10 protein-coding genes and 2 tRNA genes are annotated in these 15,859 nt (G+C 69.6%); 6 read left to right on the forward strand and 6 right to left on the reverse strand.

Annotation, left to right across the window (positions count from 1 at the left end):
- Nucleotides 1-76 precede the first annotated feature (76 nt).
- The 4 genes from IPQ09_28520 to IPQ09_28535 all read left to right on the forward strand — a co-directional run bounded on the left by IPQ09_28520 (nucleotide 77) and on the right by IPQ09_28535 (nucleotide 5,004).
- Nucleotides 77-2,008: an FHA domain-containing protein gene (locus tag IPQ09_28520; protein MBL0198095.1), complete on the forward strand. Its 1,932-nt coding sequence runs from the start codon at nucleotides 77-79 to the stop codon at nucleotides 2,006-2,008.
- Nucleotides 2,009-2,581: 573 nt separating this feature from the next.
- Nucleotides 2,582-2,656 (forward strand) — tRNA-Val (locus tag IPQ09_28525).
- A gap of 50 nt (nucleotides 2,657-2,706) precedes the next feature.
- Nucleotides 2,707-2,780 (forward strand) — tRNA-Asp (locus IPQ09_28530).
- Between the two features lie 139 nt (nucleotides 2,781-2,919).
- Nucleotides 2,920-5,004, forward strand: a complete 2,085-nt coding sequence (locus IPQ09_28535) for a DUF2330 domain-containing protein (protein MBL0198096.1) — start codon at nucleotides 2,920-2,922, stop codon at nucleotides 5,002-5,004.
- A 28-nt stretch (nucleotides 5,005-5,032) separates the two neighbouring features.
- Here the strand turns inward: IPQ09_28535 and IPQ09_28540 are convergent, their stop codons facing one another.
- Nucleotides 5,033-5,335, reverse strand: a complete 303-nt coding sequence (locus IPQ09_28540; GenBank protein MBL0198097.1) for a hypothetical protein — start codon at nucleotides 5,333-5,335, stop codon at nucleotides 5,033-5,035.
- A gap of 117 nt (nucleotides 5,336-5,452) precedes the next feature.
- On the opposite strand from IPQ09_28540, the gene IPQ09_28545 reads away from it, so the two are divergent.
- A complete protein-coding gene (locus IPQ09_28545; protein MBL0198098.1) occupies nucleotides 5,453-6,850 on the forward strand; it encodes an amidase in 1,398 nt (465 codons plus the stop codon).
- 22 nt (nucleotides 6,851-6,872) lie between these two features.
- Here the strand turns inward: IPQ09_28545 and lon are convergent, their stop codons facing one another.
- The 5 genes from lon to IPQ09_28570 all read right to left on the reverse strand — a co-directional run bounded on the left by lon (nucleotide 6,873) and on the right by IPQ09_28570 (nucleotide 14,576).
- On the reverse strand, nucleotides 6,873-9,368 hold the full coding sequence (gene lon, locus IPQ09_28550) for an endopeptidase La (protein MBL0198099.1): 2,496 nt from the start codon (nucleotides 9,366-9,368) through the stop codon (nucleotides 6,873-6,875).
- A gap of 141 nt (nucleotides 9,369-9,509) precedes the next feature.
- Nucleotides 9,510-10,079 carry a winged helix-turn-helix transcriptional regulator gene (locus IPQ09_28555; GenBank protein MBL0198100.1) on the reverse strand — a complete coding sequence of 190 codons (570 nt, stop codon included), beginning with the start codon at nucleotides 10,077-10,079 and terminating at the stop codon, nucleotides 9,510-9,512.
- A complete protein-coding gene (gene clpX, locus IPQ09_28560) occupies nucleotides 10,054-11,358 on the reverse strand; it encodes an ATP-dependent Clp protease ATP-binding subunit ClpX (GenBank protein MBL0198101.1) in 1,305 nt (434 codons plus the stop codon). The genes IPQ09_28555 and clpX overlap by 26 nt, the downstream gene beginning before the upstream one ends.
- Nucleotides 11,359-11,449: 91 nt before the next feature.
- Entirely contained in the window at nucleotides 11,450-12,844 is a 1,395-nt protein-coding gene (locus IPQ09_28565; protein MBL0198102.1) for a hypothetical protein, read from the reverse strand.
- A 61-nt stretch (nucleotides 12,845-12,905) separates the two neighbouring features.
- Nucleotides 12,906-14,576, reverse strand: coding sequence for a glycosyltransferase (locus IPQ09_28570; GenBank protein ID MBL0198103.1), 1,671 nt, complete (start codon nucleotides 14,574-14,576; stop codon nucleotides 12,906-12,908).
- Here IPQ09_28570 and IPQ09_28575 point away from each other — a divergent pair.
- Complete coding sequence (locus IPQ09_28575) at nucleotides 14,517-15,719, forward strand: glycosyltransferase (GenBank protein MBL0198104.1); 1,203 nt, start codon at nucleotides 14,517-14,519, stop codon at nucleotides 15,717-15,719. The genes IPQ09_28570 and IPQ09_28575 overlap by 60 nt on opposite strands.
- Nucleotides 15,720-15,859: the final 140 nt, after the last annotated feature.

Genomic DNA, 15,859 nt, shown 5'->3' on the forward strand with positions numbered 1-15,859 from the left:
GCCCCTTGAGCCGCCAAGCGCGTTCTCGAAAAGATGCCTTCTAGGAAAGGTGCGGTCACGCTACCATCCGACGCGGATGGCACGCTTGATCCTCGCCACGCCCGACGGACCGCAGGCGATCGAGCTACGCGGTGTCAACAGCTTGGGGCGTCACCCGAACAACTCGATCCAGCTCCTCGACAAGATCGTGTCGAAAGAGCACTGCATCGTGGAAGACCGCGACGGCCGCCACCTGCTGCGCGACCTCGGCAGCTTGAACGGCACCTACATCAACGGCGAGCGCGTACGCGGGGAGCAGTTCCTTCGGCACGGCGACGAGGTCTCGCTGGGCATGACGCGGGCTCGCTTCGACGATGGCTCGTCGCCGCTCGAGTACAGCCAGCAGGCCGTTGGACCCGGCGCGGTGCTCCACCCAGCCACACACGCGGGACCGCCGCCCGTCCCAAGCAACCAGCCCGCGGCGTTTCAGCCCGGTCCGCAGCGCGGAGGCCCGGTCTCCGGCCCCGCGTCGTCGGCGCAGGCGGCGCCACGCCAGCATTGGCAGCAGCAGCTCCAGCCGGCCCAGCCGGCGCAGGGCCCGCAGGGGCCCGTTGGCCGTCCTCCGCCGCTCCCGAACGCGCCAAACCAGGCGCAGTCGCCGTTCGGCACGAGCCCGCTCGGTCCGCCCATGCCGCCGGGGGTGGCGCCGCCCGGGCACGGGGCGCCGAACCGCCAGATGTTCCGCACGCGGGTCGACGTCCTCGACTCGTCACCCCGCCAGATCGGCACCCAGATCGCCGCCCTTCAGAAGGGGTTTCTCCCGTTCGAGCAGGTCCACCACGACGCCGCGCAGCTCCGCCTCGACTACGAGCGCCTGCGCCTCACGTGGGAGCTCACGCGCGAGATCGGCCTCGAGCGCGACCTCGACAAACTGCTCCACAAGATCCTGCTCTCGCTCTTCAAGTTCGTGAAGGCCGACCGCGGCGTCATCCTCATGAAGGAGGAGGACGGCTCGCTTCAGCCTCGTGCGACCCACCGGCGCGACGGCACCGACAAGCCCATCGAGGTGTCCTCGACCATCCTGAACCACGTCACGACCGAGCGCACCGGCGTGCTCACCCACGACGCGTCGATGGACTTCGCCGGCGCCAAGGGAAAGTCGATGATCCTGAACCGGATCTCGAGCGCCATCGTCGTGCCGCTCCTCCACGAGCAGGAGGTGCTCGGCGCGCTGTGGCTCGACTCCGAGATGCTCGCGCAGTTCCAGCAGAAGGACCTGGAGCTCATCACCGCCGTGGGCAACCAGGCCTCGATGTTCATCGAGAACACGCTCCTCGCGAAGAAGATCGAGCAAGAGATCGTGAGCCGCGAGCGGTTCTCGCGCCTCCTCTCTCCGAACGTCGCCGAGCAGGTCTTGAGCGGCAAGCTCGAGATCAAGAAGGGCGGCATCTCGATCCCCGACTGCACCGTCTTCAACAGCGACATCCGCGGCTTCACGAGCATGAGCGAGGGCGCCCCGGCGGGGGCCATCCTCGACCTGCTGAACGAGTACTTCGAGCAGATGGTCGAGCAGATCTTCCGCTACGAGGGCACCCTCGACAAGTTCATGGGCGACGGCATCATGGCGTTCTGGGGAGCGCCCGTCCTGCGCCCCGACGACGCCGTCCGCAGCGTGCAGTGCGCGCTCGACCAGATGGAGGCGCTCGGCCGCTTCAACCGCCGGCTCATCGACGAGGACCACCCCCCGCTCGCCGTCGGCATCGGCATCCACACGGGGCCCCTGGTCGCCGGCTACGTCGGCAGCTCGAAGGCGCTCAGCTACACCGTCATCGGCGACACGGCGAACACGAGCGCCCGCCTCTGCGGGGCGGCGCTGGCGGGGCAGATCATCATCAGCGAGAGCACGCTCTCGCGCCTCGGCTCGCGGTTCGAATACGAAGAGCTCCCGGCCGCGCACCTGAAGGGCAAAGAGAAGCCCCTCCGGATCTTCAACGTGAAGCGCGAGCGCCTGAGCGCCGCCTCGCGCTAGTCCCCTGGAAGCGTGATCCCTTCGAGAAGTCGCGCGGCTCGGCCTTTCGCCACAAGGGAGCGAGGGGTGTCCCGTCTTCGGCGGCGGTGGGAGGATACTCATGTTCGAGGGTCGGCGTTCTCGCGCGGTCACCCCCGAAACCACTGCCCCCTGAGCGCAAAGCGCCGCCTCCACCGCGCGGAACGACGACCGAGTTGAGGACGGGCCCGCCGCCGCCGAAGACGGGGCACCCCCTCGCTCCCCCCCCGCTCCTCGGAATGACACCGAAGACCGGACTTCTGATACGAACCGCGACTCGATGGGACTCTAGCCCTTCGCCGCCTCGCGCGAGCCCTTCGCGTCGCGTTTAGGGCAGTCGCCCGCGCGCGTCCGCCCGCCCACGCCCGTCGACGTCCAGAGGCCGCGCTGCGCCGCCTCCCCTGCGCGTGACACTTCGCGCGGTGCGCGGGTGCCGCGCGCGACACCCCGAGGGGAACGCGTGGGTCAGGCCACTCCGGGCAGGTCCGCGCACCCTCGAACGTTTTTCTGTTGACCCGTCTGGCATCGGAGCTTAAAAGGCGTCGGGTCGGGTTCGGGCGGGTAGCTCAGTGGTAGAGCGCTGGCCTTACAAGCCGGATGTCGCAGGTTCGAGACCTGTCCCGCCTACCACGGTTGGCGGTCCAGACTGCGAGTTGTCAGAGTAGAATAGCGTAACGTTTGGGGCGGTAGTTAAGTCGGTTATAACGCCGGCCTGTCACGCCGGAGGCCGCGGGTTCGAGTCCCGTCCGCCCCGCAACGCAGCACGAGTCTCGCGACGATCCGTCGCCGCGAGCGCAGTCGAGGTCGAAGGGGTGACACCTTCGGCCTCTTCTGTTTTTGTCCGCGCTCTCGTGGCGCGGCCTCGGTGGACAGGGCTCCTGTACACTCCAGCCATGCCGCCCCGCGCCCTCCTGCGCCCGCTCCTCCTTGGCGCGTCGGTCACCGCCGCCCTCACGCTCCTCGCCGCGAGCCGAGCTCGCGCGTTCTGCGGCTTCTACGTGGCCGGCGCCGACGCGAAGCTCGTCGCCGACGCGACCCAGGTCGTCTTGATGCGCGAGGGCACGAAGACCGTGCTCTCGATGCAGAACGACTACAAGGGTCCGCCCGAGCGGTTCGCGCTCGTCATCCCCGTGCCGGTGGTCCTCACGAAGGAGAGCGTGAAGGTGCTGCCTCGCGAGGTGTTCGACAAGGTCGACCGCCTCGGGGCGCCTCGCCTCGTCGAGTACTGGGAGCAGGACCCCTGCCCGCAGGCCTTGGGCCTCTCGGGCATCGGCGAGGGTGGTGGCGGCGCGGGCACCGGCATTGGGCTCGGGGCGGTCGGCGGGAGAGGCGACGTGGCCCGCGATCTCGGCGTGCGCGTCGAGGCGAAGTTCGGCGTCGGCGAGTACGAGGTGGTGATCCTCTCGGCGCGCGACGCCGCGGGCCTCGACACCTGGCTGAAGCAGGAGAAGTACGCCATCCCGAGCGGCGCCGAGCCCTTCTTCCGCCCGTACGTCGCCAGCGGCATGAAGTTCTTCGTCGCGAAGGTCGACCCCGCGAAGGTCCGCTTCGAGGGCGGCCGGGCCACGCTCTCGCCGCTCCGCTTTCACTACGACAGCGCCACGTTCAGCTTGCCCGTGCGCCTCGGCCTCATCAACTCGTCGGGCAAGCAAGACCTCATCGTGAACGTGCTCGCGCGCCACCAGCGCTTCGAGGTCGCGAACTACCCGAACGCCACCATCCCCACGAACCTCGACGTGTCCGACGCGACGCGCGGCCGGTTCGGTGAGTTCTACGCAGCCCTCTTCGACGACACCGTCGCGAAGACACCGAGGGCGGTCGTCACGGAGTACGCGTGGGACGCCGGCACCTGCGATCCATGCCCCGGGCCCACGCTCGACGGAAACGATCTCGCCACCCTCGGCGCCGACGTGCTCCCGGACGGGACGAACGGGCTGCGCCCTGCAGGCGCGTCCGCGGTCTCCTCGGGGCCGCGCCCCAACGTCCGCGGCGAAACCCCGACGAACACGGGCGGTCTGCCACCACCGGTCGTGGACCGCGTGGTACGGCAGGGGTTCGGTCGGTTCCGCGCTTGCTACGCGCGTGGGCTCGAGGCCAGCCCGAAGGGCGCGGGGCGGGTCTCGACGCGCATCACGATCGACGCCAGCGGCGCGGTCTCGAAGGCGGAAGACGCGGGCACCACGCTCGCCGGCGGTCTCTCCGACTCCGTGCGCGCGTGCATCCAACGGAGCTTCGCTGCGCTGCAGTTCCCCGACCCCAGCGGCGGCCGCGCGGTGACGCTCACCTACGCGCTCGTGCTGACCCCTGGCGATCCTGGGCCGCCCTCGCCTAGCTCCCTGGGCGGCGTGGGCGGGCTCGGCGGATTCGCGCGACAGGCGAGCACGCCGTACGTGCTCACGCGCATGCACCTGCGTTACGACGCCACCTCGCTGGGGGACGACCTCGTGTTCCGCGCGGCGCCCGCCATCGCCGGCGGACGGGAGAGCCGCGGCAGCGGACCCGACGGCGGCCTCGAACAGGGCGCGATGCCCGCCTCGACCAACAACTTCCAAGGCCGGTACGCCATCCGCCACTCGTGGGCGGGTCCGATCGCGTGCAAGGAGCCGCGGCGCGGCGTGTGGGGGCCCCGCCCCGCCTCCGACACGACCGGTGCGGCGCCCTCGACCCCGCGGGTGGCCCAGAAGACCGCGTTCGCCACGCGCGGGGCGAGCCTCGCCGTGTTCCTGCCAGGCGGGCCGCCGGTGGTCCCAGGCGCGGCGGACAGCGCGAACCTCGACGCAGCCACGGCCCCCAGCGCGAGCGCGCCACCTCCGCCCGCGGGCGCCCCACCAAAGGAGGCCCCGCCCAAGAAGGGGTGCTCGATCGCCGGAGTCCCGCCGCGAGGGCTCCCACTCGAGCCCATCGCGGGCGCGACGATCATCGCGGCCGCGCTCGGGTTCGCCGCGAGGCGCCGAGCCCGCTCGCAAGAGAAGATCTGATCTGTTTATCCGTCGAGCCCGGACGCGGTCACGGCTGGAGGAGCGCCTCCGCCCAGGCCGGCGGCAGGGTGCTCTGCGGGATCTCGAGCACGCGCACGATTTCACGGAGCCGCACCTTCTCGCGCTCGGAGATCTCGCTGTCGGCCACGGTGACCCGCCAGGTGAGCTGCACGAAGTCGGCGATGACGTCCTTCACCTCGTCGGGGGTGAGCTCGCCCGAAGAGAGGAACGCGCGGACCTCCTCGGCCTCGGCGTCGTTGACCACGCCGTCGGAGAACACCCGCGCGAGCATCCCCTTGAAGCGGCGCTTGGATACGGCTTTGTCGAGCATCCTTCACTGATACCCCCGGGCGCGACGACCGACTCGAAAAAATCGACGCTGGCAACGGGCGCGACCGTCGGCCCGCTGGGCTCGCGCAGGCGGACGGCGCCGTGGTAACGACCCGGCATGGACGTCGCCGACTCGCCCGCCCTCGAACTCGTCGACCTGCTCCGAAAGCGCGAGGTCTCGAGCGAGGAGCTCGTGTCCATGTATCTTGCACGCATCGAGCGCAAGAACCCCGCGATCGCAGCCTTCGTCGCGGTGTTCCGCGAAGAGGCGCTCCGCGACGCGAAGGAGAAGGACCGCGCGCTCGCGCGGAGCGGCCGGGCGACCCTCCCGCCGTTCTTCGGCGTGCCCACCGCGGTGAAGGACCTGAACCTCGTGGCGCGGCAGCGGGCGCGCTTCGGCTCGCGGGGCGCGCGCGTCACCTGGTCCCCCCTCGACGACCGCATGACGAGCCGCCTCCGCGCGGGCGGCTTCGTGTTCCTCGGGAAGCTCGCCACCTCCGAGTACGGCGTGATGCCGATCACCGAGCCGGACATCCACCCTCCCACCGCGAACCCGTGGAACACCTCGCACAGCGCAGGCGGCTCGAGCGGGGGCTCGGGCGCGGCCGTGGCGGCGGGGCTCGTGCCCATCGCCCAGGGCAGCGACGGCGCGGGCTCCGTGCGCATCCCGGCCGCGTTCAACCACCTCTACGGCTTGAAGCCCTCGCGCGGGCGCGTGCGCAACGCCTTCGGGTTCCCCGACGAGACCCTGCTCTACACCGACGGCCCGCTCGCCCACACGGTGCTCGACGCGGCCGCCATGCTCGACGTGATGGCCGGTGTCACGGTGGGCAAGCCCCACTGGGCGCCGCCCCCTCCGCGCCCGTTCCAAGAGCTCGCCATGGAGGCGCCGCGACGGCTCCACGTGCGGTTCTCGGTGCAGAGCGACGTAGCCGAGGTCACCCCGGCCGCGCGCGAGCACGTCCTGCGCGTCGCGAAGCTGCTCGAGCGGCTCGGGCACGAGGTCACGGAGCTCCCGGACACCCCGGGGCTCACGCTCGAGAGCTTCCTGCCGCTGTGGCAGAAGCTCACGTCCGACGCGCCGCTCGTGCGGTGGAGCGACACGCAGCCCGTCACACGCTGGATCGCCGAGCCCGGACGTCACCACGACAAGGCCGAAATCGAGCTGCTGCGCCTGGAGCTCGAGCGCAAGCTGTTCGCGTGGCAAGGCGAGGCCGACATCGTGCTCACCCCCACAGTGGCCGGCCCCGCACCCAAGCTCGGCCTCGCGCGCACCGACGAGCCGCCCGCGCGGATTTTCGCGAAGGCGGCGGAGCTCGGCGCGTTCACCGCGGCGGCGAACATCACGGGCCAGCCCGCCGCGTCCGTGCCCGTAGGTCTCACCGACGACGGGCTCCCCCTCGGCGTGCAGCTGATCGGCCGCCGCTACGCGGATGGGACCGTGCTCGCGCTCTCCAAGGTGCTCGAGGAAGAGCTCCCCTGGCGCGACCGCCGCGCGCCGCTCGCGCGGTCTTAGGCTCTCGTCCCCTCGAGCGTGGTTACGCGTGGCCTGGGATCGGGGCGGGCACCGCCGGCCTCGGGAGGGCCGCGGGCGGCACCACCCCGAAGGTCTTGAGCTCGCCGCCCACGTACTCCATGCCCTCGCGGCGAGGCCCGAACACCGCGTCGACGTCGGGCAGGCAGAGCGCCTCGCGGAGCACCTCGTCCATGTGCTCGACGAGCACGATGCGGGTGCTCTTCAGCACGCGGCGCGGCACCTCGCGGAGGTCCTTGCGGTTCTCCCTAGGAACTACCACGGTAGAAATGCCGCTGCGGTGGGCCGCGAGCAGCTTCTCCTTCAGGCCGCCGATCGGGAGCACGCGGCCGCGGAGCGTGACCTCGCCGGTCATGGCCAGATCGCGGCGCACGGGCACTCGCATGAGCGCGCTCGCGAGCGACGTGGCCATCGTGACGCCCGCGCTCGGGCCGTCCTTCCGGATGAACTCGGGGAAGTGAACGTGCACGTCGACCTTTTGGTAGAACTCGGGCTCGAGGCCGAGCACCTGCGCGCGGGAGCGCACGTAGCTCATGGCCGCCTGCGCGCTCTCCTCCATGCCCTTCTCGAGCAGGCCGGTGATCACCAGCTTGCCCTTGCCCTGCACCACGGCGACCTCGCACGCGAGCAGCTCGCCGCCGCCCATGCTGGTGACCGAGAGGCCGTTCGTGAGGCCCACCTCGTCGTGCGCTTCCTTCTTGCCGAGCGTGTACTTGGGCACGCCCAAGTACTTGGGGATGTCCTTCGCGTCGACCAGGATCGACTGCTCTTTCCCGTCGGCGACCATCTTCCGCGCGACCTTGCGGCACACGCTCGACACCTCGCGCTCGAGCGAGCGCACGCCGGCCTCGCGCGTGAAGTGGTGGATGGTCGTGCGGAGGGCCGCGTCGGTGATGGTCACGTCCAGCCCCTCGAGGCCGTTCTCTTTCTTCTGCCGCGGCACGAGGTACTTCACCGCGATGTTCATCTTCTCGAACTCGGTGTAGCCCGACAGCGGGATGATCTCCATGCGGTCCTGGAGGGGCACCGGGATGCCCGACAGCGTGTTCGCCGTCGTGATGAACATCACGTCGGAGAGGTCGTAGTCGAGATCGAGGTAGTGGTCGTTGAACGTGCTGTTCTGCTCCGGGTCGAGCACCTCGAGCAGCGCAGAGGCCGGGTCGCCGCGGAAGTCGGCGGACATCTTGTCGACCTCATCGAGGAGGAACACCGGGTTGTTGGTGCCCGCCTTCTTCATCGACTGAATGAGCTTTCCGGGCATCGCGCCGATGTACGTGCGCCTGTGCCCGCGGATCTCGGCCTCGTCACGCACGCCGCCGAGCGCGAGGCGCACGAACTTGCGATTGGTGGCCCGCGCGATGCTCTTCGCGAGGCTCGTCTTGCCGACGCCCGGCGGCCCCACGAGGCACAGCACGGGACCGCGCAGCTTCCCCGTGAGGGCCTGCACGGCGAGGTACTCGAGGATGCGCTCTTTGATCTTCTTCAGGCCGTAGTGGTCGGCGTCGAGGATCTCTTCGGCCGCGGCCAGGTCGTGCGCGTCCTCCGACTTGTCGGACCACGGCAACGAGAGAATCCAGTCGATGTAGTTTCGCACCACGGTCGCCTCGGCGCTCGTGGGGTGCATCATCTTGAGCTTCTTCAGCTCCTTCTTGACCTTGCCCTGCGCCTCGCGGCTCATGGTCTTGGCCTTGAGCTGCTCTTCGATCTCCGCGATCTCGTTCTTGAACTCGTCGCGCTCGCCGCCACCCAGCTCCTTCTGGATCGCCTGCATCTGCTCGTTCAGGTAATATTCCTTCTGAGTCTTCTCCATCTGCTTCTTGACGCGCGAGCGGATCTTCTTCTCCACCTGGAGAATCTCGATCTCGGCCTGCATCAGCTCGTGGAGACGATCGAGGCGCTTCGCGGGGTCGTCGTCCTCGAGGAGCGACTGCCGATCGGCGAGCTTCACCGTGGGCAGGTTCGCGACGATGGCGTCGGAGAGCTTGGCCGCGTCGTCCAGGGTCTGGACGTGCATCAGCACCTCCGGCTGGACCTTCTTGTTCAGCTTCACGTACATCTCGAACGCCGCGTGCACGCTGCGCATGAGCGCCTCGAGCTCGACGCCCTTCTGCGACACCTCGGGGATCTCGTCGACCTCGACCAGGAAGAACTCGTCGGTGTGGACGAACTTGCGAATCTTCGCGCGGCGCTTGCCCTCCACGAGCACGCGCACCGTGCCGTCCGGCAGCCGGAGCAGCTCCTTCACGGTGCCGATCGTGCCGACCGCGAAGATGTCCTCCGGCGTGGGCTCGTTCGTCTTCGCGTTCTTCTGCGCGGCGAGGAAGATGTCCTTGTCGCGGGTCATCGCGGCGTCGAGCGCGGCGATGGAGCGCTCGCGACCCACGAACAGCTGACTGCCCATGTGCGGGAACACGATGATGTCGCGCAGCGGGAGCAGCGGGACCACGCGGCGGCTCGCGCCGAGCGCGGCTTTTTTCTCGGAGTCGCTCTTGAAGAACATCCCCTCCGGTTTATCCCGGCTCGGGAGAAAACCCAAGCTCGCGACGCGGCGCTCGGCCCGGCTTCACGGCGAGACGCGGAACAGCTGGCCCGAGGTCATGACCACGACGAGCGCGCCGCCGGGGCCGGCAGGATCCCTTGGCTAACCGGGCGTGATCGCTGCGTGCACACGCATTTCAGCGCGGGCAGCGTCAAGGGCAGGCGCGGGCTCGCCCTGGGAGAGCTCACGGAGCACGCCGAGCGCGGCGGGGAGGCGCCCGGCCCCGAGGCGCGCGGCGAGGCGGTCCTGCGCGCGCTTCCAGTGGGGGAAGGCCTGCCGGAAGAGGAGCTGCCCCTTGGACGTGAGGGCGACCCCGCGCTGCCTGCGATCCCCGAGCGGCGTGAGCTCCACGAGGCCCCGCCGCGTGAGGACCGCGAGGTTGCGCGAGAGGGCTGAAGGCTCCACGAGCAGCTCTTCGGCGAGCTCCACCATCGACGGCGGCGGCTCGCCGCGCCTGCGCCCGGCGAGCACGCAGAGCACCGCGTACTGCGTGGCACGGAGGCCGACGTGGGCCAGCTCGGCGTCGAACAGCTGCGTGACGACCCGCGCCGCGCGCCGGGCGTGGTAGCACGCACACGACGCCACCTCGCGGTAGTCGGGGCCCGAGCTCGGCGGCGGGGGTGAGGCCGCGAGGGAGCCCGTCGCGTCAGGCGAGCTCGGCTTCCTTGGCATAGACGATGAGCGGCGCGTCACCCTTGGTGATCACCTCTTCGTTGATGACGACCTCCTTGATGCCGTTCGAGCGGCTGGGGATGTCGTACATGATGTCCAGCATCGCGCCCTCGAGGATGGCGCGCAGACCACGCGCGCCCGCGTTCCGGGCGAGGGCCTCTTTCGCGACCGCCGTGAGCGCCTGCTTGGTGAACTTCAGCTTCACGCCGTCCATCTCGAAGAGCTTCTGGAACTGCTTGACGAGCGAGTTCTTCGGCTTGGTGAGGATGTCGACGAGGGTGTCCTCGGTGAGCTCGTGAAGCGTCGCCATGACCGGCAGACGGCCGATGAACTCGGGAATGAGTCCAAACTTGAGGAGATCTTCCGGCTGCGCCTTGGCGAAGAGGTCGCCGAGCTTGAAGTCCTTCTTGCTCTTCACGTCGGCGCCGAAGCCGAGGTTCTGCTGACCTATGCGGCGCTGGACGATCTGGTCGAGGCCCACGAAGGCGCCGCCGCAAATGAAGAGAATGTTCGTGGTGTCGACCTGGAGGAAGTCCTGCTGGGGGTGCTTGCGCCCGCCCTTCGGCGGCACGTTGGCCACCGTGCCTTCGATGATCTTCAGCAGCGCCTGCTGCACGCCTTCCCCCGACACGTCGCGGGTGATGGAGGGGTTGTCGCTCTTGCGCGAGATCTTGTCGATCTCGTCGATGTAGACGATGCCGCGCTGCGCGCGATCGATGTCCTGGTCGGCGTTCTGCACGAGCTGGACGATGATGTTCTCGACGTCCTCGCCTACGTATCCGGCCTCGGTCAGCGTGGTCGCGTCCGCGATGGCGAACGGCACGCTGAGGATACGCGCGAGGGTCTGCGCGAGGAGCGTCTTGCCCGAGCCGGTGGGGCCGAGGAGCAAGATGTTGCTCTTCGACAGCTCGACCTCGTCGGACGAGACCTTCGACTCGATGCGCTTGTAGTGGTTGTGCACCGCGACAGAGAGGACCTTCTTCGCGCGGTCCTGCCCGATGACGTACTCGTCGAGGATGACCTTGATCTCCGCCGGCTTCGGGATGGGCGCGGAGCCGGCGTGCGGCTCGTCCTTCTCGACCTCTTCGGCGATGATGTCGTTGCACAAGCCGATACACTCGTCACAGATGTAGACGGTGGGGCCGGCGATGAGCTTCTTCACTTCCTTCTGCGATTTCCCGCAAAAAGAGCAGTTGAGGTTGCCGCTGTGGTGGTCGTCGCGCCTGCGCTCCAAGGCCTGCTTCTCCGCGTGAATCGATCGGGTAGACCTACGGACCATAGGCTTCGGGCGCGCGAACGGCAAGCTTCCGGGGGTACGCCAGAGCCTTTTGCGCGCGGCAAGCTCGAACTTGGTGCCGTCGGGCGCCGAGCTACCTCGCGGGGCTACCGCACGCGAGGTTCGGGTCGCTGTCGAGCGCCGCCAGGAAGCCCCGCCATAGCGCGAGGAGCACCCTCCGCCCCATGAAGAAGCTGCCCTCGTCGGTGAAGTGGATGATGTCCGCCTGCGCCCATTTCTTCTGACGAAACGCGACGATCGAGCGATCGCCCCCCATGGCGGCGTGGAAGTCCCAGAACGCGGCGCCGTGCTCGCGCGCGATGTCGTGGAGCTGCTCGGCCACCTTGTGGATTCGGGGATCCGTCTTGCGCCCCTTGTTGCCGAGCGTGATGTCGGGCGGCGAAAAGAACAGAAGCGGCACCTCGGGCGTGGCGAGGCGGTGGTGGCGAATGACGCGGCCCATCCACTCGTGGTGCTTCTCGAGCGCGTACATGTTCGTGCCCACGAGGAACATCACGAGATCAAAGTCGCGGTGCGCGAGCATCGCGCGGTTCACCTGCGTGTCGAGCCGAGCGAGCGCCCACGCGTTGAGCGAGCCGACGCCGAGCGAGTCGACGGTCACGCTGTTCGGCGCGTCGCGCCCGAGCGTGGCGCCGAGGAGCCTCACGGTCCCCTTCGCGACGTACGTCACCTTGTGCGGCGCGTCCTCCACCGTGAGCTCGTCGTAGCCGAGCTCGGTCTCGCTCGAGCGCGTCGACACCTCCTTCACGCCCTTGCCGTCGACGCGGATCTCGAACGGCCCGCCGCCGGGGCGCTTCAGGAAGTACACCCCGAAGTGGCTCGCGGTCTTGCCGATGGGTGCGTCGGGATCGGCGGCCGTTCCCACCCAGGTCTGGGCGCCGGGAGACACCGCCTCGACGGCGATGCCGGAGAAGCCCATTTGGTTGTCCGGCGCGGGCGCGGTGGTGGTCGCGTAGAACTTCCACATGTTCTCGTACGACGCGTGGACCACGTCGTGGTGTCGGTACCACCCCCACGGCTTCCCGAGGGCGACGAACCCGTGCCCAGCGTCGCCGTAGCGCGCCTGAAACGCGCGGCGCAGCAGGCCCGTGAGGCCGTCGAGCGTCAGGTTCGAGTCCCCATACACCGCGATGCGCAGCGCGCGCCTCGATCGGCCCCGCGCGACCTCAGCCCACCGCCGATAGAACCGCGCGAGGTTCTTGGCGGGGTCGTCGATGGTGGGGAGCTCGGGGGCGTCGGCGTCGATCGCCAGCCAGGCCTCGTCCCGGGACACCGGGGGGCAGTCGGAGGCCGCCTTGGGCTCGGGCGCGGCGTCTCGCTCCTCGCCAATCGGCTGGGCCGATCCCGGGGCGGCATCGACGCTGCTGGGGCTCGCCTCGGACGCGTGGGAGCAGCCCGTCAGCGCCGCCGCCGCGAACGCAGCGAACGCGGCGAAGCGCACGTGAGGAGGAGGACTCGGAGGCGGCACGTCGCGAACGTTAGCGCGCGGGCCCGGCCGTGAGCCACTTCGCGGCGACGTGACGCGCCGCTCAGCGCCCGATCTGCGGGTGCATGCGCCCGCGGCGGGTCTTCTCGGGCGCAGGGCGAATGTGGCCTGCCAGGTACACGCCCGCGTTGATCGTGGCCCACGAGCGGAAGTGCTGGAAGGTCGTGAGCCACTGCATGGGCAGCGGGCGCCGCACGCTAGGCCGGAGACCGCAAGCGCCCGCGTGATCTTGCGCCGAGCGGAACGTGTCGGCGAGGCGCTCCTGCACGGCGAGCGGAGAGCACCGCTCGCGCGACAGCTTGCTCGCCATCGTGCCGAGGCGCGCGCGCCCCTCCGGATCGGCGAGGATGCGCAGCACGGCGCGACCGAAGGCGGCGTCGGCCTGGGCCTCGGACTGCGTGCCCGAGCCGGGGGCGAGGAGCACGCCGTTCACGCCGTCGCGGATCTGCGAGCTGACGCCCATGCCGTCGGCGTAGGCCACAGTGGGCGTCCCGCACCACAAGGCCTCGCCCATCACGTTCCCGTAGGTCTCGCTGAGCGACGCGTGGACGAAGACGTCGGCGTAGCCGTAGTAGTCGACCATCCGCGTGAAGGGCACCTCACCCGGGAAGAACACCCGCGCCTCGACGCCCTCTTCACTCGCCACGCGCTGGTAGTAGCTTCGCTCAGGGCCGTCGCCCAGCATGGTGAGCGTGGCGTGGGGGTCCTTCGGCGCGACGTGCCGAGCGAAGATGCGAATGACGCGATCTTGCGCCTTCTCGCGCGTGTGCCGACCGGCGCAGAGCAACCGCGCGCCGTCGAAATGGGGCGTCTCCCCGAGGAACGCCTGGTACGGGTCCTCGCCGAGCGGCTTGTCGAAGATCTCGGGCTGCACGGCCCGGGGAACGACGTGGATGGGCGCGGTGACGCCACGCTCGCGCCAGTAGCTGCGCAGGCCCTCGCTCAGCACGATGAGGCCGTCGGAGTCGTTATAGACCTTCGCGAAGAGGCGCTCGTAGGGGCGCTTCAACGTGACCTCGAGGCCGGCGTGGATGGCGGGCACCTTGGAGAGGCGCTCGGGGAGGAGCACCTCGTACGCGGCGGCGAGGTGCGTGGTGTTCACGCACAAGAGCGGGATGCCCCGCATCTTCCGGAGCCACACGCCGAATTCCATGAGCAGCGTGGTGGTCTGCGCGAAGACGATGTCGAAGTCGAAGCGGGCGATCTTGTACACCCACGACTCGAGAGGCATCGGGATGTAGACCCCAGGGTAGGTCTTGAGGGGTAGGCTCGGCAGCTCGATGGTGCCCGGGGCCAGATCCTCGGGGGTGGCATCCGGATCATGGGGGCCAATGACGGTCACCTCATGGCCGCACCGGGTGAGCTCCTGGTAGAGAAAACGGGTCTGGAAAGCGGCGCCGTTGGCGTAAGGTATACGCGTGAAATCACTGAGAATAGCGACACGCAGTGGGCGCCCTTGGCGCGCGGCGAGCGCCGCGAACGGCGCCACCCGGCTGAGATCGAGCCCGTGCCCTGAGGCGACGTGCTCGGCGGAGAACCCGGAGCGCGCGGCGCGCCTGGAGCCGAGGACGTCGGGCGCGGAGCGGTCTCGCGCTTCACGCGAAGTGCCGTCATTTCCAGCGCGGCGGGGGCCGATGCTCGTCACGGAGGGACCGTGAAGGTCCTGGACGTCACCGAGTTCTATTCCGAGAGGGGAGGCGGTGTTCGAAGCCATCTAGAGGCCAAAAGTCATGTTCTGTGCCAAAGGGGAGACGAGCACGTCGTGGTGGCGCCCGGGCGAGCCGATGACGAGACGCGCGTGCGCGACCGTCTGCTAGCACGGAGCCCCGGGAGCGCACGGATCATTCGCGTTCGTGGCCCAAACATGCCGTATGACCCCACCTACCACGCCTTCCCGGGGGTGCGAAGGATTCGGGAGATCGTGGCCCGGGAGCGGCCCGACGTTCTCGAGATTCACTCTCCCTACATGGGCGCCATCGCGGCCCTCGGGTGTCCGGACCGCGACTTTGGTGTCCGGACCTTCCGGTGGCACTCCGATTTTCTGGACACGTACGCCTCCGTGGCCACCTGGAAGCTGGGGGCACTACCCCCCATGTGGGCCGAATTTTACGCACTTGCGCCGTCCTGGTTGAGGCCTCTGGCCCTCGTTCGACCGGGATGGCGGCTCGTCCGAGCCCTCGGAGAACGGGTCCACGCGACGCTCGTAGCGTCGGAGGGGCAACGCGCGAAGCTGACCTCGCACGGGGTGCCGCGGGTCCGGCACGTGCCGTTTGGGGTCGACCTCGAGCCGGCGCCCGCCGACCGCGGGGATGAGCTCCGGCAGGGGCGGCCCGGCCCCTTGCTCGTCGGGGTCGGCCGCTTCGCGCTCGAGAAGCGCTGGGAGGTGGTGCTCGAGGCCTCCGCCGAGCTCGCGCGGTCCCTGCCCCACACCCTCGTCCTCTTCGGCGACGGCCCCGAGCGCGCGCGGCTCGAGCGCCTCGCGGGGCCCCATGTGCGCATGCCGGGGTTCGAGAAGGACCGTGGGCGGCTGGCGTCGGCCCTCGCGAGCGCCGACGCGCTGGTCCACGGCTGCTCGGTCGAGACCTTCGGCCTCTCGATCGCGGAGGCCCTCGCCCAGGGGTTGCCGGTGGTGGTGCCCGACGAGGGGGGGGCCGCGGAGCTCGCCCGCCCGGAGTACGCCGAGACCTACCCGAGCGGCGACGCGCGCGCCTGCGCCGAGGCGACCTCGAGGCTGCTCGGGCGCCCCAAGGCAGCACTATCTCGCGCGGCGCGGGCGCGCGTGGCGGAGCTGCCGTCGGCCGAGGGCCAGTTCGACCTCTTGCGTGCGGTCTACACCGAGCTTCTCGCCCGGGCGTAGGCCACACGCACGCACCAACCAAGGGGAACGCGAGGGGGGAGCGCGAGGGGGGAGCGCCCTCGCAGACGTCGCGCCACGCCGCGCCACCCACCGGAGGAACCGCTCGCACCGCGAACCAACCCTTGCTAAGAGCCCAACCC

It is taken from the genome of Myxococcales bacterium (assembly GCA_016720545.1).
Lineage (GTDB): Bacteria > Myxococcota_A > Polyangia > Polyangiales > Polyangiaceae > JAAFHV01.

Coding starts and splice junctions, on each gene's coding strand:
- IPQ09_28570 (MBL0198103.1), bottom strand. CDS start 14,576: ATGGCTTCGAACACCGCCTCCCCTCTCGGAATAGAACTCGGTGACGTC.
- IPQ09_28535 (MBL0198096.1), top strand. CDS start 2,920: ATGCCGCCCCGCGCCCTCCTGCGCCCGCTCCTCCTTGGCGCGTCGGTC.
- clpX (MBL0198101.1), bottom strand. CDS start 11,358: ATGGTCCGTAGGTCTACCCGATCGATTCACGCGGAGAAGCAGGCCTTG.
- lon (MBL0198099.1), bottom strand. CDS start 9,368: ATGTTCTTCAAGAGCGACTCCGAGAAAAAAGCCGCGCTCGGCGCGAGC.
- IPQ09_28545 (MBL0198098.1), top strand. CDS start 5,453: ATGGACGTCGCCGACTCGCCCGCCCTCGAACTCGTCGACCTGCTCCGA.
- IPQ09_28555 (MBL0198100.1), bottom strand. CDS start 10,079: ATGCCAAGGAAGCCGAGCTCGCCTGACGCGACGGGCTCCCTCGCGGCC.
- IPQ09_28540 (MBL0198097.1), bottom strand. CDS start 5,335: ATGCTCGACAAAGCCGTATCCAAGCGCCGCTTCAAGGGGATGCTCGCG.
- IPQ09_28520 (MBL0198095.1), top strand. CDS start 77: ATGGCACGCTTGATCCTCGCCACGCCCGACGGACCGCAGGCGATCGAG.